Source organism: Desulforamulus hydrothermalis Lam5 = DSM 18033 (assembly GCF_000315365.1).
Classification (GTDB): domain Bacteria; phylum Bacillota; class Desulfotomaculia; order Desulfotomaculales; family Desulfotomaculaceae; genus Desulfotomaculum; species Desulfotomaculum hydrothermale.
Map to the genome: position 1 here is coordinate 56,912 of NZ_CAOS01000014.1, position 20,018 is coordinate 76,929.

Here is a 20,018-nt window from a genome sequence, read left to right on the forward strand (position 1 = left end):
TTTGCAAGTTATTACTTTTGGCAAACTACAGGCCCAGGATGGCCAAGGCGATGCTTTAATGGACATTATACGGCAGCACATGGACTATCTCAAACAGCAGCCAGGTCTGGTGCAGGGGTATGTGGCCAGGTGTAACGGCAACAGCAACAAATTCCTGGTTGTTTCTGTCTGGGCTAACGAGGAAGCCCAGCAGGCAGCCATGACCAGGCTGAGCACCGACCCGGAAGCTACCAAGGGATTTCTCCAAATGATGCAGTTGCTGAACGGGCAGCCGGATTTTGGTAATTATACGGTGGAGAGCATCGTAAAATAGAATAAGTTTCGGAAAACAGGTAAGGGGTGATGCCATGTTTGACTTGCGGCAGGCGGCAGCCGGTACCGTTGTGGTGGCAGCTGCGGCGGTGGTTGATGTGCTGGAGCAACCGGAGGCGGGCATTCCCCTGGTAACCCAGTTGCTCATGGGCTGGCCGGCTCAAGTTTTGGGGCTGGAGGGAGACTGGTTTCATATTCAGGCCCAAGATGGTTCACCGGGATGGGCCAGAGTAGAAAACTTTTGTTTACCTTGCTGGCCCACAAACACTATGACGGTTCAGATCACCAGGGCTGCCGCCCCTTTATTTGCGGCATCCCGATCCTCAGCGGGCAGTTGCGGCACTTTGTTTTTGGGCAGCCGGCTGCCACTGCTGGACGAAGATAAAGACTTTTTGCGGGTAGCTCTGCCCCAAGGAGACAGTGCACTGGTACGCCGGCAAGATGCCGCTGTTTTTTATGCTGACCAACCGGTTGACCAACAGCAAATTGTTTCGACCGCCGGGCTTTATTTGGGTGCTTCTTATCTCTGGGGCGGCATGACCGTACAAGGGATAGACTGTTCAGGTCTGACTTATATGGCTTATTATGCCAACGGCATTCAATTGCCCAGGGATGCCCAGGATCAATATAAAGCGGGGGTACCGGTTACAGATTTAATCATGGGTGATCTGGTGTTTTTTTCCACCATTGTTCCCGGCCCCTCGCATGTTGGTCTTTATTTAGAAAACGGTTTATTTCTCAACGCCCGGACCAAAGAAGGGGTAACGGTTTCTTCCCTGTCTGACGGTTTTTTTGCCAGCCGTTACCTGGGGGCCAGGCGGTATTTGTAAAATTAAGCCAGGTTGTCTGTTATTTTACCACGCCGGGCTGATGTTTTGGTATAATAAGGTTGATAACTTCATTGGTAGGTGCATCAGACATGCAAGTTAGCGAAGAAATGATCTTTCATATTAAGGTAATCTGCCCCAACTGCGGCCAAGAATTTTTACACCCGGAAGTAAAAACCAAATATATTGCTGTGGAAAAACAAGACAGTGATTTCTGCGCTTACTACAGCAGCATTAATCCCATCTTTTACGATGTAATGGTCTGTAAGCATTGCGGCTACGCTTTTACTAAAGAAACCAACCTGCCTTTAAAGGAACCGGAAAAAGCAGCCATCAACACTTTGCTGTCCGGCTGGCACACCGACGGTTCCCGGTACGGCGGTTTAAGGACACTGGAGCAGGCCGTTAAGGCCTACAATTTGGCTATCCTTTGCCAGGAATTGCGCAATGCTAAAGATTCTGTAAAAGGGTCCCTGTACCTCCGGTTGGGCTGGCTGTACCGTTACCAGGGTAAGCAAGCCGATGAAGCCAAGGCTTTGCAGCGAGCCCTGGAATTTTTAAAGCGGGCTTATGAAAGGGAGTCCTCCTCGGAAGTTAAAAAGGAACTGCGCATGATGTACTTAATCGGGGATTTATCTTACCGCAGCGGCGATTTAAAAGAAGCGGTAAAATGGTTTCAGGCAGTTACCCAGCACCCGGCAGCGGACAGTTACCCGGTTTTTGCCCGCATGTCCCGTGCCCGCTGGCAAGACATCCGGGAGGAAATTAAACAACAGGGCTAGACAACAAAGCAGTTGCTCAAGGCGGTGAGGGAAACTGGCTACGCAATTTGTTCACCTGCACCTGCACACCGAATACAGTTTGTTGGACGGGGCCGCCCGCATCAGCCAGGCTGCCAGGTTGGCCAGGGAATGCGGCATGAACGCCCTGGCCATCACTGACCACGGCTGCATGTACGGGGCAATTGATTTTTATAAAGCCTGCCATAAAGAAGGCATTAAACCAATCCTGGGGTGCGAAGTTTATGTGGCCCCCCGCCGGCGTACCGACCGGGTGCCTAAGCTGGATGACCGGCTCTATCACCTGGTTTTGCTGGCGGAAAATCAAAAGGGATACAAAAACCTGCTGAAATTGGTTTCCCTTGGTTATACCGAGGGGTTTTATTATAAGCCGAGAATAGATAAGGAATTATTGGCCCGCTACCAGGAAGGCTTAATTGCCCTGAGCGGCTGCCTGGCAGGAGAAGTGGCGGATAAAATTTTAAACGGGCAGCCGGATCAGGCCCGCCGGGCTGCCGGCGAATACCGGGAAATTTTCGGACCGGACCGCTTTTTCTTAGAACTGCAGGATCACGGTTACCAGGAACAGCGCCTGGTCAACCGGGAGCTTTTGCAGATGGCCGGGCAGTTGGATATTCCCCTGGTGGCCACCAACGATGTGCATTATTTAAAACCGGAGCATGCAGAGATCCAGGATGTTTTGCTGTGTATTCAAACAGGTAAAAGTATTAACACACCCGGGCGGATGAAATTTGATTCCCGGGAATTGTATTTAAAAACCCCCCATGAGATGAACCTGTTATTTGGGGAAGTGCCGGCAGCTCTGCAGAACACGGTTGCTATTGCCGACCGCTGTCAGGTGGAAATTGAGTTTGGCCGCCTGCACTTGCCTTATTTCACTGTTCCGGACGGCTTTACGCCGGCCGCCTACCTAAGACAGCAGTGTTTGGCCGGAGCGGTAAAACGGTACGGTCACTGTACCGGGGCAGTGCAGGAGAGGCTGGAATATGAGCTAAAAGTAATCGGCCAGATGGGTTATGACGAATATTTCCTCATTGTGTGGGATTTTATCCGTTATGCCCGGCAGCAGGGCATTGCTGTAGGCCCGGGACGCGGCTCCGCTGCCGGCAGTATAGTGGCTTATGTATTGGAAATAACGAACATTGACCCGCTGCAGTACGGTTTGCTGTTTGAACGTTTCTTAAACCCGGAGCGCATTTCGATGCCCGATATAGATATTGATTTTGATTATGAGCGCCGGGGTGAAGTTATTGAGTATATTGTGCAAAAATACGGAGCTGACCGGGTAGCCCAGATTATTACCTTTGGCACCATGGCGGCCCGGGCTGCCATCCGTGATGTGGGACGGGCCCTGGACATGCCCTATGGAGATGTGGACAAGGTAGCCAAACTGGTACCCATGGAACTGAATATGACCATCGCTAAAGCGTTGGCTGGGTCACCGGATTTGAAAGCAATTTATGAACAGAACCCGGAGGTAAAGCGGCTTATTGATACAGCCATGGAACTGGAGGGCATGCCCCGGCATGCTTCCACCCATGCGGCAGGCGTGGTGATTGCCAGGGAGCCCTTGGTGGAATATCTGCCCCTCAGCAAAACTTCCGACGGGTTGGTCACCACCCAGTTTCCTATGACCACCGTGGAGGAGCTGGGCCTGCTTAAAATGGATTTATTAGGGCTGCGCAACCTGACAGTAATCAGTGAAGCTGTCAATTTGATTAAGCAACTCCGGGGCAAGCAGCCGGACATCAACCGGCTGCCGCTGGATGACCGGGTCACCTATGACATGCTGGCCCGGGGCGAAGGGGTCGGTGTTTTTCAGTTGGAAAGCAGCGGCATGCGCAGCATTCTAAGGGAACTAAAACCCAATGCCTTTGAAGATATTGTGGCCCTGGTGGCTTTATACCGGCCCGGCCCCCTGGGCAGCGGCATGGTGGAGGATTTTATTCAGCGCAAGCACGGGCAAACCCGGGTAGATTACTTTCACCCGGATTTGGCACCCATCCTGCGGGAGACCTACGGGGTTATTCTATACCAGGAACAGGTTATGATGATAGCCAGGGTGATGGCGGGTTACACCCTGGGTCAGGCAGATTCTCTGCGGAAGGCCATGGGCAAAAAAATTCCCCAAATGATGGCCATGCACCGGCAATGGTTTATTGACGGCACAACTACAGACGAGAAGGGCCGGCCGCTGGCCAATGCCATTCCGGGAGCGGTGGCCAGGGGCTATGACCGCCGGCTGGCGGAAAAAATGTTTGACCTTATGGAATACTTTGCCGGGTATGGTTTTAACAAGTCCCACTCGGCAGCCTATGCCCTGGTATCTTACCAGACGGCCTATTTAAAGGCCAACTACCCGGTGGAGTATATGACCGCCCTGTTAACCTCGGTGCGGGACAACACCGACAAAGTGGTGCTGTACATTGAGGAATGCCGCCGCATGGGCATTCAAGTGCTGCCGCCTGATATTAACCACAGCGGCGAAAATTTTACAGCCCTGCAGGGGGCGATTCGGTTTGGCCTGGCAGCAGTGAAAAATGTAGGTTTAGGTGCGGTGCAATCCATTATACAGACCCGGCAAAAGGACGGTCCCTTTACCTCCTTTGCTGATTTTTGCAGCCGGGTTGACAGCCGGTTGGCTAACCGGCGCGTACTGGAAAGTTTGATCAAAGCCGGTGCCCTGGATGCCCTGGGGCATCGCTCACAGCTGTTAGCGGCGCTGGATGCCGGTATGGAATATGCCGCCCGCATCCAGCGGGATCGGCAGCAGGGCCAGGTTAATTTATTTGACTTAATGCCGGATGTGCCGGTTCAGGGGGCTGAACTGCAGCTGCCCGAGGTGCCCAAGTTAAGCCCCAAGCAGCAGCTGGAGTTTGAGAAAGAAGCCCTGGGCTTGTATCTGTCCGGCCATCCATTGTCAGAGTACAGTTGGCTGTTAGAGGCTTTGGATGTGCAGCGGGTGGCCCAGTTGCCTGAAATGCCGGACGGCAGCCCGCTGCTGCTGGCTGGCCTGACCGCAGCCGTAAAAAGAATTACTTCCCGTAAGGGTGAACCCATGGCTTTTATTAACCTGGAGGATTTGACCGGCAATTGCGAAGTGGTGGTATTTCCGGAAGTTTACCGCCGCTACGGCAAAGTTCTCGAGAGCAAACAACCCCTTTTACTGAAGGGCCGGGTCAGCAATAACGGGGAGGAAGTTAAAGGGCTGGCCGAAGAAATAATAGCCATCGAGCAATTGGAATGCCAGTTATGGCTGAAAATAAAGGAAACCGACACCGCCACCCGGCAACAGCTGGTGACGTTATTAACCGGTTATACGGGCAACACACCGGTTTTCCTGTATGATCCGGAGCAGCAAAGGGCCCATCCGTTGGAAAAGCGGCTGTGGGTCACCCCGCAAGCAGAACTCAAAGGGGCCCTGGTTAATCTGGTAGGGCAGGATAATGTGCGGCTGCGCTGCCAGCTGCCGGGCCGCCTGCCGGTAGCTGCCGCCAGGGATTACCGGCTGCGGGAAACTCCTGCCGGATCAATACAGGCACCCGGTGAACCGGCCCCCCCGGTTACCCGGCCTGCCGGCTCACCCTCTGACAGTTCTTTTCAACCGGACTTTTATCCTGTACCGAACAGTTTGCTTGATTTGTAACCGCCAAAGACCGGACCCTTGAGGTCCGGTCTTTGGCCTGTTTGCAGGGGCGGTTAACTTGTGTCAATCCTTGTCCGGCTGGTATAATCATCTCACCAAGTCGAGGGAGGTTGAACCATGAGCCTGGTTTTCCTGGTATGCTTTCTGCTGGTGCTGGTGATTATCGTAGAAATTTCTGCCATTGCCTTAAAGTTGACCGGCATGGAGCTGCATGTGGCGCGGTTTCAGGCCCTTTCAGCCCTGGTTACGGTAGGCTACACCACTTCGGATTCGGAAGAAGTGGTAAAACACCATGTGCGGCGGCGCATCATCATGGTGCTGATGGTGCTGGGTTACCTGGGAACCGCTACCATTGTCACCGCCCTGATTAATATTATGCGACACCCCCTGACGCTGCTGCAGGTGGGCACGGCCCTTGTCATTGTGTTGCTGGCCTTTAGTTTAGTATCCAGCCGCCGGTTGCGCGTGCACCTGGACCGGGGCATTGAAAGGCAGTTATCGCGCCACCGGTTGCTGCAAAAAAAATCGGTGGAAGAGGTTTTGAAGTTAGACCGGCATTACGGGGTGGCGGAGGTGAGATTGCAGGCCGGCAGTCATCTGGTGGGCCAAACCATTGCCGCCAGTAAAATCAGGGATCAGGATATTTTTATCCTGGCCATCGAACGGTCGGATGCCTTTATACATTCGCCCAGGGGCAGCCAGGTGCTGCAAGCAGGTGACAAGCTGATTGTCTATGGCAACATGCAGAACATTCACCTGTTGCTGTGTTCGGACTGTTACCGCTGACCCAGGCAATTATTGATCAAACTTGTCAAAGATTATTAAATATGATATGATTGGTCTGACAAAAAGAGGAAATTGGACGGGGTGAATCCGATGACGGACAGATCTGATATAACGGGTGATTATGTGGTGGTCAAGGCGCTGGAAAACGGCGTGACCATTATTGGCTTAACCAGGGGGGGCGTCACAAAATTTCACCACACAGAAAAACTTGACAAAGGTGAAATTATGATTGCCCAGTTCACCGAACATACCTCGGCTATCAAGATTCGGGGGCGGGCGGAGTTGTTAACCAAGCACGGCAAAATCCGCACAGAGGTTGATTCTTAGATAGCCGCCGTATCCAGAGACAGTTCTCTGGATATACTTATTTTTGTGGGGAAAAAGAGGAATACCTGCTCCAGGAATAGAAACATCTATAACTACAAACCAACAAAATGGACTCATTTGCTTATAATTTATTATGTAATTCAAGGGGGCCAGTAACAAGTGTGGACGGTGGTATATATTGCGCCAAATAAAAAACAAGCCGAACGATTACAACAAATGCTACAGCAAGAGGGCTTGCTGGTAAAATTACGCAATATCGGACTGCCGAGCGGCAATGATAACGGAGCGGTAGAAATCCTGGTACCTGAATCTGAGGTTGACGAAGCATTGGAAATAATTAACACTGTATAATGGATGACAGCTAAGGGAGAGGTGAGTCTTGGTTTTAGAGATTTTTCGCAAGACTAAATATGTAACCGTACGACCGGATACTGCTCAGAATACGGAAAAAAGAGATATCCCGGAAGGGTTATGGGTGAAATGCAGCCGTTGCAGCGAAATACTATATACCAGAGAACTGGAAAAAAATTTTAAAGTATGTCAGAAATGCAACTATCATTTTCGCCTGAGTGCGACAGAAAGAATAGCTATTACCCTGGATAACGGTTCCTTTCAGGAATATGACAATGAGTTAACTACTGTAAACCCGCTGCAATTTCCAAACTATCCCGAGAAACTGGCAGCTGCCCAGGCAGCCACCGGTCTTAACGAAGCAGTGGTGACCGGCCAGGGTACCATCAACGGCTTGCCGGTGGTGGTGGGCATTATGGATTCACACTTTATCATGGGCAGCATGGGTTCGGTGGTGGGAGAAAAAATTGCCCGGGCGGTAGAACGGGCCATAGAAAAAAAATTACCGGTGATTATCTTCAGCACCTCCGGCGGTGCCCGCATGCAGGAAGGGATACTGTCATTGATGCAAATGGCCAAGACGGCCGCTGCCCTGGCTAAACTGGATGAAGCCGGGCTGTTGTTCGTTTCGGTGCTGACAGACCCCACCACCGGCGGTGTGACAGCCAGTTTTGCTTCCCTGGGCGATATTATTATCGCAGAACCCGGTGCCTTAATTGGTTTTACCGGGCCCCGGGTAATTGAACAAACCATTCGACAAAAACTGCCGGAAGGTTTCCAAAGGGCGGAATTTATGCGCCAGCACGGTATGGTGGATATGATTGTCAACCGCCCGGAGTTGAAAGAAACACTGGCAAAAATTTTATCACTGCACAGCAGGTAAAAGGAGGCCGGTATGGCGCTTGATTTTGAAAGGCCTTTGCTGGAGCTGGAGGCTAAAATAGAAGAACTGAAGCGGTTTACCAATGAAAAAGGGATTGATTTCTCGGACGAGATAGCTTTGCTGGAGAAAAAATCCCGGGACATGAAAGAAAATATCTACAGCCATCTTACCCCCTGGCAAAAGGTACAGATCGCCAGGCATGCTGCAAGGCCCAATACCCTTGACTATATCAAAGCATTGTTTACAGATTTTCTGGAACTGCACGGGGACCGGCTTTACGGCGATGACCCGGCGGTGCTTGGCGGGCTGGCCCGCTACAAGGGTATTCCCGTAACCGTCCTGGGCCATTTAAAGGGGCATGATACCAAAGAAAATGTCCAGCGCAATTTTGGTATGGCGCACCCGGAAGGTTTTCGCAAAGCCTTGCGGTTAATGAAACAGGCTGAAAAATTCGGCCGCCCGGTTATTTGTTTTATCGATACCGCCGGTGCTTACTGCGGCATGGGAGCAGAGGAACGGGGGCAAGGTGAAGCCATTGCCAGAAACTTAATGGTTATGTCCGCCTTAAAAACGCCTGTGCTGGCAACAGTAATCGGGGAGGGCGGCAGCGGCGGCGCCCTGGCCCTGGGTGTGGCAAACCGGATTCTCATGCAGGAGCATGCAATTTTCTCAGTCAGCTCACCGGAAGCTGCCGCCAGCATCCTGTGGAAAGACGGCAGCAAAGCCAGGGAGGCGGCGGCGGCCCTGTGCCTTACAGCCCAGGATTTACTCAGGCTGGGTGTTATTGATGAAATTGTGCCGGAACCGCTGGGCGGCGCCCACAGTGATCTGACGGCTGCCTGCCGGCTTTTGGATCAGGCACTGCACCGTCACCTGACGGAGCTGTTAAGCCAGTCACCGGAGGAACTGGCCCAGGCCAGATATGCCAAGTTCCGGGCGATGGGGCAAACTGGTTAGAAATCAAAAAAATTGACAAGGATAAGCCTGCCGTCCTGCGGCAGGCTATAGGTATATCATCAGGTTTTTTGGGAGGCGAGGGATATGCAAAGAATTGGCGTTTTAACCAGCGGCGGTGATGCTTCGGGAATGAACTCCTGCATCCGGGCGGTGGTGCGGAAAGCCATTTACCACGGCCTGGAGGTAATCGGCATCCGCCGCGGTTACAGCGGCTTTATAGATGCCGATATGGGCCCCATGAATCTGGGTTCGGTGGCAGACATTATCAGCCGGGGCGGTACGATCTTACATACAGCCAGGTCCGAGCGGTTTAAGACCAAGGAAGGCCGGGCCCTGGCCATGGAAAATGTGGAGCGGTTCGGTATTCAGGGCTTGGTGGTCATTGGCGGGGATGGCTCCTTTACCGGTGCCAGTATATTTTCACAAGAACACGGGGTGCCGGTCATTTGTGTGCCGGGCACCATAGATAACGATATTGCCGGCACCGATTATACCATTGGTTTTGATACTGCGGTTAACAACGTGGTGGATGCCATCAACAAAATTCGTGATACGGCAACTTCACACGAACGCACCTTTGTAATTGAAGTAATGGGTCGCAACTCGGGCAACATTGCCCTGGCCGCAGGATTGGCCGGCGGGGCGGAATCCATTTTAATTCCCGAGATACCCTTTAATGTAGAAGATATTTGCAAAAAACTGTTAAACGGCATTAAGCGGGGAAAACTGCATTCGGTTATTTTGGTGGCGGAAGGGGCGGCCAGCGGCCTGGAAATCGGCCAACAGATAAAAGCACTGACCGGTTTTGATACAAAAGTTACCATTTTGGGTCATTTGCAGCGGGGCGGTATCCCTACAGCCTTTGACCGTATTTTAGCAGCCCGGTTGGGTGCCCGGGCAGTGGAACTGTTGATGGCCGGCGAAACCCATAAAATGGTGGGCATCCGGGCAGGTGAAATTGTCGCTACCGATTTAACAGAAGTGCTGGGCAAACCAAGCCCCATCAATAAAGATATGTACCATCTGGCAAGAATACTATCTATCTAAACGTCCTGCCGAACAGGAGGGATTTGCTCATGCGACGCACCAAAATTGTTTGTACCATCGGCCCCGCCAGCGAAAATGTAGAAACCCTAAAAAAAATGATGCTGGCCGGTATGAATGTTGCGAGGTTGAACTTTTCCCACGGTACCCATGCAGATCACGGCCGGAGAATTGCCGCTATTCGCCAGGCAGCTGCTGAAGTGGGCAAGAATATTGCCATTATGCTGGATACCAAAGGCCCGGAGATTCGCCTGAAAAAATTTGCCAATCCCCCCGTTACCCTGGAGCCGGGGCAGCGTTTTACCCTGACCACCCGGGAAGTGTTGGGGGACAATACCATTGTGGCGGTAACCTATCAGGATTTGCCCCGGGATGTACGGCCGGGCAGCAAGGTGGCCATAGCTGACGGTTTAATTGAGCTGACAGTGGAGGAGGTGGCGGGACAGGATGTTCATTGCCGGGTGGTTAACGGCGGGCAGCTGTCTGACCAGAAAGGGGTTAACCTGCCCGGTGTTAATGTTAACCTGCCGGCCATTACGGAAAAGGACATTGCCGATATTCATTTTGGTCTGTCTCAGGGCATAGATTTTATTGCCGCTTCCTTTATCCGCAAGCCTGCCGATGTTATTGCCATCCGGCAAATTGTGGAACAGTACGGCGCAGATGTGGATATTATCGCTAAAATTGAAAGCCGTCAGGGGGTAGACAACCTGGCGGAAATTATTAACGTGGCCGACGGCATTATGGTGGCCCGGGGCGACCTGGGCGTGGAAATTCCGGCCGAAGAGGTGCCGGTTTTGCAAAAAACCATGATTGAAATGTGCAACCTGGCGGGCAAACCGGTAATCACCGCCACCCAAATGCTGGAATCCATGACCCAGAACCCCCGGCCCACCCGGGCGGAAGCCAGCGATGTAGCCAATGCCATTTTTGACGGCACAGATGCCATTATGCTCTCAGGGGAAACCGCTGCCGGCAAGTACCCGGTTCAGGCGGTAGAAACCATGGCCCGCATTGCCCGCCGGGCGGAACTGGCCGTAAATTTTGATGATCTGCCGGTGGCCCGGGGGGCGGCCATGCAGCGAACGGTAACAGACGGCATCAGCCACGCAGTCTGCACCATCGCCAGGGAACTGGGGGTTAGCGCCATTATAACGGCCACCGCCAGCGGTCATACCGCCAGGATGATTGCCAAGTATCGTCCCCAGGTACTGGTGGTGGCTGTTACGCCAAGGGCCAAAGTGCTAAGAAAACTGGCCCTGGTTTGGGGTGTGGAACCATTGTTAATCGGTGATGTAACAGGAACGGACGAAATGATTGCCGGCTCGGTGGAAGCCGCCCTGGCATCCGGTCTGGTTGCCGCCGGTGACCTGGTGGTTATTACCGCCGGGGTGCCGGTGGGTGTGCACGGTACCACCAATATGATGAAGGTGCATACCGTCGGCACGCTGCTGGCCAGGGGTACAGGCATCGGCCGGCGGGCTGTCACCGGCAAGGTGCGGATTTGCCGCACGGCACAGGCAGCTTTGGAGCAGGTACAGCCCGGGGATATTCTGGTTACTCTGGCCACCGACCGCGATTTTGTGCCGGCCATGGAAAAGGCTGCGGCGGTTATTACCGAGGAGGGAGGCTTAACCTCCCATGCTGCCATTGTCGGATTGGAATTTGGGATCCCGGTTATTGTGGGTGTGGAGAACGCCGCTGAAATCTTGCCGGAGGGTGAAATTATTACGGTGGACGGCCAGCGGGGCTTGATTTACGGTGGCGTGGCCAGAGTGCTGTAAAGCGTGCAACTGATAAAGTTCAAAAGTTTTCACAAACCACCTGCGCAAACTGATGGCTCAGGTGGTTTTCCGCTATAGGAAGGAGAGGAGGCCTTTTGCTAAAGGTTATACAAACGGCTATGACGCCGGCGGACCTGGCACGGTTGAAGGGTCAGCCGGTAATGGATGCCCGTCCTTTGACAGCCGGATTGGACAACCTCAGCCATATTCGCCAAGTTGCGGCGGCGGCCTGTGCGGCTGCCGAGGCCGGCGGTTTCACATCGCTGCTGCTGCCGGTAATCAATACCCGAAAGCAGGAAACAGCAGCGGCAACGGTGGCCCCACTGCTGGTATCGGAAGTGAGAAGATATTTATCCCTGGGTTCCCGGCTGGCTGAGGTAACTTTTGTATTGCCGGATCAGCGCTGGTTAGAAGCCTTTCAGCAGGCAGCCGGCCGGCAAAAAATTGTCTGCCTGGGGGATAGCATTACCTACGGCTATCCGGAAGGGCCGGACAGTTCCTGGGTTAACCTGGCGGCAGCGGCCACCGGCTACCGGTTCATTAACCGGGGCGTTAACGGTGACACCACCGGCCAAATGCTGGCCCGCTTTGCCCGGGATGTGGCGGAAGAGACGCCGGCCTATGTTATTTTAGCCGGCGGCCATAACGACGGATGGCTGGGTGTACCCTTGTCAGAAGTTGCAGCCAATATCAGCAGTTTAGTTGATCAATCCTTCGAGCATGGCATTTGTCCCCTGCTGGTGTTGCCCTCGCCGCTTCATCTGGAACAGATGCTGCGGCATTATCCGGGCAGCCGGCGGGCAGCCGTCGCTTATTGCCATCGGTTAGAGCAAATCCGGCGGTGGCTTGGCCGCTATGCCGCCGCCAGGGGACTGCTGACTATTGATTTTTACACGCCATTGCTGGATAACGGCACCGGCCAGGCAGATACCAAGTATTTGCTGGACGGCGGTCACCCTACCCGGCAGGGTTATCGGATGTTGGCGGATGCGGTGGTCAACCGGTTAAAGGGCCGCTTGCATTTTACACAGTAAACCCGTACCACCTTTTCGGTGATACGGGTCAGAGTTTCGACAAACGTTAACTGTGGTTTATGACCCCCTTTAGCTCAGGTTTACGCACCGACAGCAAGATGATTCGCTACGGTCGCCACGGGGGGTTGCTTTCCTTTGTTAGTCCACCCCTAAAACCTGCCGCAGGGCTGTAATATGGCGGCACTTAAAGGAGGGGTCCCGGCGGGAACGCCAGCGAAAGGTACAGCAATCGCAGCTGTCCAGCGTGGTGGTTAATTCCCAGCGGCAGTCCGCTTCCACCACCGCACCACGATCCGGGCCGGTCACATAGACCACCAGGTCGCCCACAGGATATGGTTCAAAAAGCTTTACCGGTAAATTTTTGCCTGACAAAGTAACTAGCCACCTTTCTCATGTTCCAGCAGTATTTGGTTTATATTTTAGGCAAGCGTGCTGCTAATTCCTTCTTAATCTTATTGGTTTAAAATTTCAAAAAATTATTGACCAAACAAAACTTAATGTGATATTATTATTCGAAATTAGCAGAGTATGGTTTCTGAGTTTAGTTAAGCAATTGAGTTGAGCAGAGCAGAGTTGAGATGAGCTGAGAAGAGTGAACGGGATAGGTCTGTCCGTCAACCGGCGCTCCTTTTGAGCTGCCGGTTTTTTATTTGGCTAAATTAACCGGGAGGTGATTGCTTTTGTATTATCCTGCCCTGGCAGAATATTGTAAGCTGGCGGAAACTTATAACCTGGTTCCGGTTTACCGTGAGTACCCGGCCGATACCGAAACTCCGGTATCCGTCTACCACAAGCTGTCGCCGGCGCCCCCCTGCTTTCTGCTGGAAAGCGTAGCCGGCGGCACCACGCAGGCCCGCTACTCTTTTATCGGGATGGCTTGTTTTTTAAACTTTCGATATTCCGCTGGGGCGGAATATTGGGGCGCGGAAGGCCGGGCCAGGCTGCCTGGCGATCCTCTGGCAGCCCTGCGGGAACTGGTCAGCAGGTACCAAACTCCCGCACTGCCCAACCTGCCCCCTTTCATTTCGGGTGGTGTGGGCTACTTTGGCTACGATCTGGTGCGTTTTTTCGAATCCCTGCCGCCCTCTAAACAAAATGATCCGGCGTTGCCCCTGTGCCGGTTGATGTTTCCCGGTGTGGTGCTGGCTTTTGACCACCTCCGCCGCACCTTACTGGTGGTGGCCAACCTGCCTGTCACCGGTCGGCCGGCAGACACCTACCAGGCAGCGGTGGCCAAGATTGACCGGGTGGCAAAGCAAATCTTCGCGAGCGGTCAATCACCGGTAAGCTGTCCCTTAAGAGGTGCGCCGGCTTATTCCCAAAGCCTGTTGGATCGTTATTTAGCGGAGGGAGCCGTGTTTGGCCGCAGCCGGTTTGAAGCTGCTGTCAGCCGGGCGTTAGACTACATCCGGGCGGGGGAAATTTTTCAGGTAGTTCTGTCCCAGCGATTTGACCTGCCCTTTGACGGCAACCCCTTTGATTTTTACCGCTGGCTGCGGCTGTTAAATCCTTCGCCCTATCATTTTTATTTGAATTTCGGAGCTTTAACAGTGGTGGGTTGTTCTCCGGAAATGCTGGTACGGGTGACCGGGCCCAAGGTGACGACGCACCCCATTGCCGGCACCAGGCCCCGGGGCAGCCATGCCGCCGAGGATGACCGACTGGCAGCTGAATTATTGGCGGATGAAAAGGAACGGGCTGAACACCTGATGCTGGTGGACCTGGGACGCAATGACCTGGGCCGGGTATGCCGGCCGGGCACGGTACAGGTACCGTCTTTTATGCAGGTAGAACGGTATTCCCATGTTATGCACCTGGTTTCGGAGGTTACCGGTCTGCTGGAGGCAGGCCGGACCGGCCTGGATGCACTGGCAGCTTGTTTTCCGGCGGGAACGGTCAGCGGGGCGCCCAAGATCAGAGCTATGGAAATAATTGATGAACTGGAGCCGGTAAGCCGGGGGCTTTATGCCGGGGCAGTGGGTTATTTGGACTTTGCCGGTCAACTGGACACAGCCATCACCATTCGTACCGCCGTACTGCATGGCGGCAAGGCCTACCTGCAGGCCGGGGCAGGCATTGTGGCCGATTCTCAGCCGGCCAGGGAGTACCAGGAGTGCCTGCATAAAGCCCGGGCAATGGCAGCGGCCTTGCTGGCAGCGACAGCCGGGGAAAGGGGGTATGGTCTTGCTGGCGGTAATAGATAACTATGATTCTTTTACTTATAACCTTGTTCAACTGGTGAGGGAGTTGGGGCAAGAAGTTTTGGTTTACCGCAACGATGCCACGACGCCCGAACAACTGCTGGCTTCAGGCGTCCGCGGCTTGCTATTGTCGCCGGGGCCGGGCCGGCCGGAGCAGGCGGGTATCTGCCTGGCAGTTGTCCGGCAGTTGTACGATAAAATCCCCATCCTGGGAGTTTGCTTAGGTCATCAAGCTATTGCCCGGGCCTTGGGCGGCGCCATTGTCCCGGCCGGCCGCCTGATGCATGGCAAAACTTCTGTCATTTGGCATGACGGCGACGGGATTTACAAAGATTTGCCGCCTTCCTTCACAGCGGCCCGTTACCATTCACTGGCCGTGGATGAAAAAACTTTGCCGTCCTGTTTGAAAGTAACGGCCCGGACCACAGCAGGGGAGGTGATGGGAATCCGCCATTTGCTTTACCCGGTGGAGGGGGTGCAGTTTCATCCGGAATCTATTGCTACCACCCATGGTAAGGCTATGTTGATAAATTTTTTACGGCAGTGCATGGCCATGAGCTGAGATGAGAAGGAGGAGAGCAGAGTGATAACGGAGGCAATTAAGCAGGTAGTAAAGGGAGAGGACTTGTCCGAACCGGTTGCCCGGGGCGTCATGCAGGAAATTATGACAGGTGAGGCTTCCCCGGCGCAAATTGCTTGTTTTTTAACAGCTTTACACCTGAAAGGAGAAACAGCGGCTGAGATTACCGGTTTTGCCCGGACTATGCGGGAAAAGCTGACGCCGGTGAAAACCGGCCGCAAGGGCCTGGTAGATACCTGCGGCACCGGCGGGGATGGCGCCCATACCTTTAATATTTCGACAGCCAGTGCCCTGGTTCTGGCAGGGGCCGGCTTGCCGGTAGCCAAACACGGCAACCGGTCAGTTTCCAGCCGCTGCGGCAGCGCTGATGTATTGGAATACCTGGGGGTGGCCGTTAACCTGACCCCCGCGGAAGCCGGCTTGTGTTTAGATGAAGTGGGCATAGCCTTTCTTTATGCGCCTTTGCTGCATACCGCCATGAAGTATGCAGCGGGGCCCCGGCAAGAAATGGGCATACGCACTGTGTTTAATATTTTAGGACCGTTAACTAACCCGGCCTTTGCCCGGCATCAAGTGCTGGGGGTATATAGTGCACAACTGGCTCCGGTAATGGCCCGGGTGTTGGCCAACTTAGGCACCGCTAAATCCTTTGTCATTCACGGCAGCGGCGGTTTGGATGAAATATCCCTGGCCGGCCCGGCGCTGGTGTACGAAACAGAAGCCAACCAGGTTAGGCAGTTTACCCTTGACCCCCTTGATTTTGGTCTGGCCCGGGCTCCGGTTGCGGCTTTGGCCGGCGGTGACGTTAAGAAAAACGCCAGAATTTTGCAAAACGTTCTGGCAGGCGCACCCGGTCCCCAGCGGGATGCGGTAATCATTAACGCCGCCCTGGGGCTGGTTGCCGGCGGATTGACCGGGGATCTTGCCGCTGCCGTTAAACTGGCCCAGGAAGTAATTGACTCGGGCAGGGCCAGGCAAAAATTAAAGCAACTGATAGAGTTTTCGCAATCTCTGGTCAGGGAAAGGACGGCAGCCCTTTGATTTTATCCAAGATCATACAGCATAAAAAACAGGAGCTTAAAATTTTGCAGCAGACCCTGGATGTGTGTGATATGGCCAGGCAAATTAAACGGCTGCCGCCGACCAGGAATTTTCAAGCCGCCATCCGGTTGCCCGGTTGTGTCAGCCTGATTGCGGAAATTAAACAAGCCTCTCCGGTTAAAGGAAACCTTAGCCGTAATTTTAACCACCTTGAGCTGGCCGGCAGTTACAGCCGGCACGGGGCGGCGGCCATTTCGATCTTAACTGAAACGGAGTTTTTTGGCGGCCGGCTGTCTTACCTGGAAGAAGTACGTCAGGCCTGCGACCTGCCTTTGCTGCGCAAGGATTTTATTATAGATACGCTGCAGCTTTACCAGAGCAGGCTGGCCGGTGCAGATGCGGTGCTGCTGATTGCCGCTGTTCTGTCAGACCACAAACTGAGGCAATTGCTAAGCCTGGCTGCCCGGCTGAACCTGCAAGCCCTGGTGGAGGTGCATACACCGGCTGAGCTAGAGCGGGCGCTCCGGGCAGGGGCTGCTGTCATCGGCATTAATAACCGTTGCCTGCAAACCTTTGTTACCGACCTGAATACCACCGACCGGTTGCTGTCCTTGCTTAACCGGCCGGATATTACGGTTGTCAGCGCAAGCGGCATCAGCAGCCGGGAACATATGCAATTTCTCAGGCGCCGGGGCGTGCATGCGGCCCTGGTGGGTGAGGCCCTGGTAACCGCAGCGGATACCGGCTGCAAAATAAAAGAATTGCTGGAAGGTGGGAGGCGGCTTACAGATGTATAGCGTGCGCATAAAAATTTGCGGCGTGCAAGACCCCTTTACGGCCGAGGCGGCTGCCCTGGCCGGGGCAGATGCCGTTGGCATGGTGTTGGCGCCGGGCCGGCGCCAGGTATCCCCCGAACAGGCCCGGGCCATATGTCAAGCTATGCCGCCGCTGGTGGCGCGGGTGGGCGTTTTTGTGGATGCGCCGGCCGATGAAGTGCGCCAGATTGCCTGTTACTGCGGCTTTGATTTGGTACAGCTGCACGGCCGGGAAAGCCCGGCCTACTGCCGCTCCCTGGGGCTGCGCTGCCTCAAGGGGGTGGCCGCCCGCAGCCGGCAAGCCTTGGAACAAGCAGACAATTACCCTGTGGCCGCTCTGCTGGTGGATACTTACCTGCCGGGACGGGTGGGCGGTACCGGTCAGCCCTTTGATTGGCGGCTGCTGGAAAACCTGCCGTTAAAACTGCCTTTCATTTTAGCCGGTGGGCTGCATCCCGGCAATGTAGGCCGGGCGGTGGCGCTGCTGCGTCCTTACGGGGTGGATGTTTCCAGCGGGGTAGAGGTTAACGGGCAAAAGGATTTGCAATTGATAAAAACATTTATTAAACGGGCCAAGGAGGTGTCTTACCATGCAGCCGGATAACAGAGGATATTTTGGACCCTACGGCGGGGCCTATGTGCCGGAAATTCTCATGCCTGCCCTGGAAGAACTGGCGGAAGCCTATCAGGCGGCCCGGCAGGACGATGCTTTTCAAAAAGAAATGGCCTATTACCTGCGCCATTACGTGGGACGCCCCTCCCCGGTTTATTACGCCGCTGCTCTCAGCCAACAAACAGGAGGTGCCCGCATCTATCTTAAGAGGGAAGACCTGAACCATACCGGGGCGCACAAGATTAACAATACCGTCGGGCAATTGCTGCTGGCCCGCCGGATGGGAAAACGGCGCATTGTGGCGGAAACCGGCGCCGGCCAGCACGGGGTGGCTACCGCTACGGTGGCAGCCATGCTGGGAATGCAGTGTGTAGTATATATGGGATCCCAAGACATCCGCCGGCAGTCATTGAATGTGTTCCGCATGCGCCTGCTGGGGGCTGAGGTGGTGGAGGTCAACACAGGCAGCGGTACTTTAAAAGATGCTATGAACGAGGCCATGCGCGACTGGGTAACCAATGTGCGGCATACCTTTTACGCCATTGGTTCGGCCGCCGGGCCCCATCCTTATCCAATGCTGGTAAGGGATCTGCAGTCTGTCATAGGACAGGAAGCCAAACAGCAAATGCTGGAACAAACCGGCGCCCTGCCTCACTGCGTAGTGGCCTGTGTAGGCGGCGGCAGTAATGCCATGGGTATTTTTCATGCCTTCCTGGAGGATGAGGCAGTAAGGCTGGTAGGGGTGGAAGCCGGTGGACTGGGGCTGGCCAGCGGACAACATGCGGCCACCTTAAATGCCGGCCGGCCCGGGGTGCTGCATGGTTCTTACAGCTATCTGGTGCAGGATCCTTACGGTCAGGTTGTGCCGGTTCATTCTGTTTCTGCAGGGCTGGATTACCCGGGTGTCGGGCCGGAACACAGTTACTTAAAGGATACAGGAAGAGTAAGTTATGCGGTGGCCACCGACCAGGAAGCTCTGGCGGCTTTTCACCTGCTTTGCCGTACCGAGGGCATCCTGCCTGCCCTGGAAAGCGCCCATGCCCTGGCCGAGGCAATCAAGCTGGCGCCGCAGATGGCCGAGCAGCAAAACCTGCTGGTTTGTTTATCCGGCCGGGGTGACAAAGACGTGCATACGGTAGCCAGGGAAATGGGGGTGCAGTTAGGATGAACGGTGTTGAACGGTTGGCTGCCACCTTTGAGGCGTTAAAAAAGCGGCGGCAAAAGGCCTTGGTAACCTATATTACCGCCGGCGATCCCGATTTGGCCGCCACGGAAAAGTTAGTTTCAGCCATGGACAGGGCCGGTGCGGATATCATAGAATTGGGCGTACCCTTTTCCGATCCGTCTGCCGACGGGCCGGTCATTCAGCGGGCTGCTGCCCGGGCCCTGGCTCGCCAGACCACACCGGCCGACATTCTCCGGCTGGCGGCAAAACTAAATAAAACGGTCCGGGCGCCTTTAGTGTTAATGTCTTACTACAATCCCGTCCTGCAGTACGGCCTGAAGGATTTTTGCCTACAGGCTGCCGGGGCCGGGGTGGCTGGTTTGATAATACCTGACCTGCCGCCGGAGGAAGCGGAGCCTTTGCTGGGCGAAGCAGACAAAGCCGGTTTGGCAATTATTCCGCTGGCGGCGCCTACCGGCCACCGGCGCCGTTTTGCTAAGATTGCTGCGGTTGCCCGGGGTTTTATTTACGCTGTCACAGTTACAGGCATTACCGGTACCGGTCAGAACGTGACAGCAGAAATTGCCGGCTTAGCCAAGCGCATCAGGGAGTTTACGGATTTACCCATCCTGGCCGGCTTCGGCATTGCCACAGCCGAACAGGCGGCAGCTGTGGCCGGCTGCTGTGACGGTGTAGTAGTGGGCAGCGCCCTGGTGCGGCTGGTGGAAGAACAGGGAACCGCCGGAATTCCGGCAGTGACAGGTTTGGTCAGATCACTGAAAGAAGCCGTCAATAAAACATAAATTACCAGCAATGGATAATATAGACCTGGTTGTTTGATATTGTCATTTC

20 protein-coding genes are annotated in these 20,018 nt (G+C 54.4%); 19 read left to right on the forward strand and 1 reads right to left on the reverse strand.

Features of this window, described 5'->3' with window-relative positions:
* The first annotated feature begins 1 nt into the window (after position 1).
* The 12 genes from DESHY_RS12220 (at position 2) to DESHY_RS12275 (ending at position 12,751) form a co-directional block, all read left to right on the forward strand.
* Positions 2-313: a putative quinol monooxygenase gene (locus tag DESHY_RS12220; RefSeq protein WP_048818145.1), complete on the forward strand. Its 312-nt coding sequence runs from the start codon at positions 2-4 to the stop codon at positions 311-313.
* A gap of 34 nt (positions 314-347) precedes the next feature.
* The gene (locus DESHY_RS12225; RefSeq protein WP_008413217.1) at positions 348-1,142 is read left to right on the forward strand and encodes a C40 family peptidase; all 795 of its coding nucleotides are present in this window, start codon (positions 348-350) and stop codon (positions 1,140-1,142) included.
* Positions 1,143-1,231: 89 nt separating this feature from the next.
* The gene (locus tag DESHY_RS12230) at positions 1,232-1,921 is read left to right on the forward strand and encodes a DUF2225 domain-containing protein (protein WP_008413218.1); all 690 of its coding nucleotides are present in this window, start codon (positions 1,232-1,234) and stop codon (positions 1,919-1,921) included.
* A 34-nt stretch (positions 1,922-1,955) separates the two neighbouring features.
* Positions 1,956-5,585, forward strand: coding sequence for a DNA polymerase III subunit alpha (locus tag DESHY_RS12235; RefSeq protein ID WP_072866181.1), 3,630 nt, complete (start codon positions 1,956-1,958; stop codon positions 5,583-5,585).
* Positions 5,586-5,702: 117 nt separating this feature from the next.
* On the forward strand, positions 5,703-6,371 hold the full coding sequence (locus DESHY_RS12240; RefSeq protein ID WP_008413222.1) for a TrkA C-terminal domain-containing protein: 669 nt from the start codon (positions 5,703-5,705) through the stop codon (positions 6,369-6,371).
* Positions 6,372-6,461: 90 nt separating this feature from the next.
* Positions 6,462-6,698, forward strand: a complete 237-nt coding sequence (gene mtrB, locus DESHY_RS12245; protein WP_048818146.1) for a trp RNA-binding attenuation protein MtrB — start codon at positions 6,462-6,464, stop codon at positions 6,696-6,698.
* A gap of 159 nt (positions 6,699-6,857) precedes the next feature.
* Positions 6,858-7,049, forward strand: coding sequence for a putative signal transducing protein (locus tag DESHY_RS12250; RefSeq protein WP_008413224.1), 192 nt, complete (start codon positions 6,858-6,860; stop codon positions 7,047-7,049).
* A gap of 28 nt (positions 7,050-7,077) precedes the next feature.
* Positions 7,078-7,932: an acetyl-CoA carboxylase, carboxyltransferase subunit beta gene (gene accD, locus DESHY_RS12255; protein WP_008413225.1), complete on the forward strand. Its 855-nt coding sequence runs from the start codon at positions 7,078-7,080 to the stop codon at positions 7,930-7,932.
* A gap of 12 nt (positions 7,933-7,944) precedes the next feature.
* Positions 7,945-8,889, forward strand: coding sequence for an acetyl-CoA carboxylase carboxyltransferase subunit alpha (locus tag DESHY_RS12260; RefSeq protein ID WP_008413226.1), 945 nt, complete (start codon positions 7,945-7,947; stop codon positions 8,887-8,889).
* A gap of 84 nt (positions 8,890-8,973) precedes the next feature.
* A complete protein-coding gene (pfkA, locus tag DESHY_RS12265; protein ID WP_008413227.1) occupies positions 8,974-9,936 on the forward strand; it encodes a 6-phosphofructokinase in 963 nt (320 codons plus the stop codon).
* 29 nt (positions 9,937-9,965) lie between these two features.
* On the forward strand, positions 9,966-11,717 hold the full coding sequence (pyk, locus tag DESHY_RS12270; protein ID WP_008413228.1) for a pyruvate kinase: 1,752 nt from the start codon (positions 9,966-9,968) through the stop codon (positions 11,715-11,717).
* A gap of 95 nt (positions 11,718-11,812) precedes the next feature.
* The gene (locus DESHY_RS12275) at positions 11,813-12,751 is read left to right on the forward strand and encodes an SGNH/GDSL hydrolase family protein (RefSeq protein ID WP_008413229.1); all 939 of its coding nucleotides are present in this window, start codon (positions 11,813-11,815) and stop codon (positions 12,749-12,751) included.
* Positions 12,752-12,889: 138 nt separating this feature from the next.
* Here DESHY_RS12275 and DESHY_RS12280 read toward each other — a convergent pair whose 3' ends face one another.
* The gene (locus DESHY_RS12280) at positions 12,890-13,123 is read right to left on the reverse strand and encodes a hypothetical protein (RefSeq protein ID WP_008413230.1); all 234 of its coding nucleotides are present in this window, start codon (positions 13,121-13,123) and stop codon (positions 12,890-12,892) included.
* 308 nt (positions 13,124-13,431) lie between these two features.
* On the opposite strand from DESHY_RS12280, the gene trpE reads away from it, so the two are divergent.
* From trpE to trpA, 7 genes are read left to right on the forward strand one after another with little or no spacing between them, the layout of a single operon-like run.
* Complete coding sequence (gene trpE / locus DESHY_RS12285) at positions 13,432-14,955, forward strand: anthranilate synthase component I (RefSeq protein WP_008413231.1); 1,524 nt, start codon at positions 13,432-13,434, stop codon at positions 14,953-14,955.
* On the forward strand, positions 14,936-15,514 hold the full coding sequence (locus DESHY_RS12290; RefSeq protein ID WP_048818147.1) for an anthranilate synthase component II: 579 nt from the start codon (positions 14,936-14,938) through the stop codon (positions 15,512-15,514). Before trpE ends, DESHY_RS12290 begins: the two co-directional genes overlap by 20 nt.
* 21 nt (positions 15,515-15,535) lie before the next feature.
* A complete protein-coding gene (gene trpD / locus DESHY_RS12295; protein WP_008413233.1) occupies positions 15,536-16,573 on the forward strand; it encodes an anthranilate phosphoribosyltransferase in 1,038 nt (345 codons plus the stop codon).
* Entirely contained in the window at positions 16,570-17,370 is an 801-nt protein-coding gene (gene trpC / locus DESHY_RS12300; protein ID WP_008413236.1) for an indole-3-glycerol phosphate synthase TrpC, read from the forward strand. Before trpD ends, trpC begins: the two co-directional genes overlap by 4 nt.
* Positions 17,363-17,992 (forward strand): phosphoribosylanthranilate isomerase, encoded by a 630-nt coding sequence (locus DESHY_RS12305; protein ID WP_008413237.1) that lies wholly within the window; start codon positions 17,363-17,365, stop codon positions 17,990-17,992. The genes trpC and DESHY_RS12305 overlap by 8 nt, the downstream gene beginning before the upstream one ends.
* Complete coding sequence (gene trpB, locus DESHY_RS12310; RefSeq protein ID WP_008413238.1) at positions 17,979-19,169, forward strand: tryptophan synthase subunit beta; 1,191 nt, start codon at positions 17,979-17,981, stop codon at positions 19,167-19,169. Before DESHY_RS12305 ends, trpB begins: the two co-directional genes overlap by 14 nt.
* Positions 19,166-19,969 carry a tryptophan synthase subunit alpha gene (gene trpA / locus DESHY_RS12315; protein WP_008413239.1) on the forward strand — a complete coding sequence of 268 codons (804 nt, stop codon included), beginning with the start codon at positions 19,166-19,168 and terminating at the stop codon, positions 19,967-19,969. Before trpB ends, trpA begins: the two co-directional genes overlap by 4 nt.
* Positions 19,970-20,018 lie beyond the last annotated feature (49 nt).

What these genes read in the sequence shown, in the direction of transcription:
- mtrB (WP_048818146.1), top strand. Translation starts at nt 6,462, where the DNA reads ATGACGGACAGATCTGATATAACGGGTGATTATGTGGTGGTCAAGGCG.
- DESHY_RS12305 (WP_008413237.1), top strand. Translation starts at nt 17,363, where the DNA reads ATGTATAGCGTGCGCATAAAAATTTGCGGCGTGCAAGACCCCTTTACG.
- pyk (WP_008413228.1), top strand. Translation starts at nt 9,966, where the DNA reads ATGCGACGCACCAAAATTGTTTGTACCATCGGCCCCGCCAGCGAAAAT.
- DESHY_RS12230 (WP_008413218.1), top strand. Translation starts at nt 1,232, where the DNA reads ATGCAAGTTAGCGAAGAAATGATCTTTCATATTAAGGTAATCTGCCCC.
- trpB (WP_008413238.1), top strand. Translation starts at nt 17,979, where the DNA reads ATGCAGCCGGATAACAGAGGATATTTTGGACCCTACGGCGGGGCCTAT.
- trpA (WP_008413239.1), top strand. Translation starts at nt 19,166, where the DNA reads ATGAACGGTGTTGAACGGTTGGCTGCCACCTTTGAGGCGTTAAAAAAG.
- DESHY_RS12225 (WP_008413217.1), top strand. Translation starts at nt 348, where the DNA reads ATGTTTGACTTGCGGCAGGCGGCAGCCGGTACCGTTGTGGTGGCAGCT.
- pfkA (WP_008413227.1), top strand. Translation starts at nt 8,974, where the DNA reads ATGCAAAGAATTGGCGTTTTAACCAGCGGCGGTGATGCTTCGGGAATG.
- DESHY_RS12260 (WP_008413226.1), top strand. Translation starts at nt 7,945, where the DNA reads ATGGCGCTTGATTTTGAAAGGCCTTTGCTGGAGCTGGAGGCTAAAATA.
- DESHY_RS12240 (WP_008413222.1), top strand. Translation starts at nt 5,703, where the DNA reads ATGAGCCTGGTTTTCCTGGTATGCTTTCTGCTGGTGCTGGTGATTATC.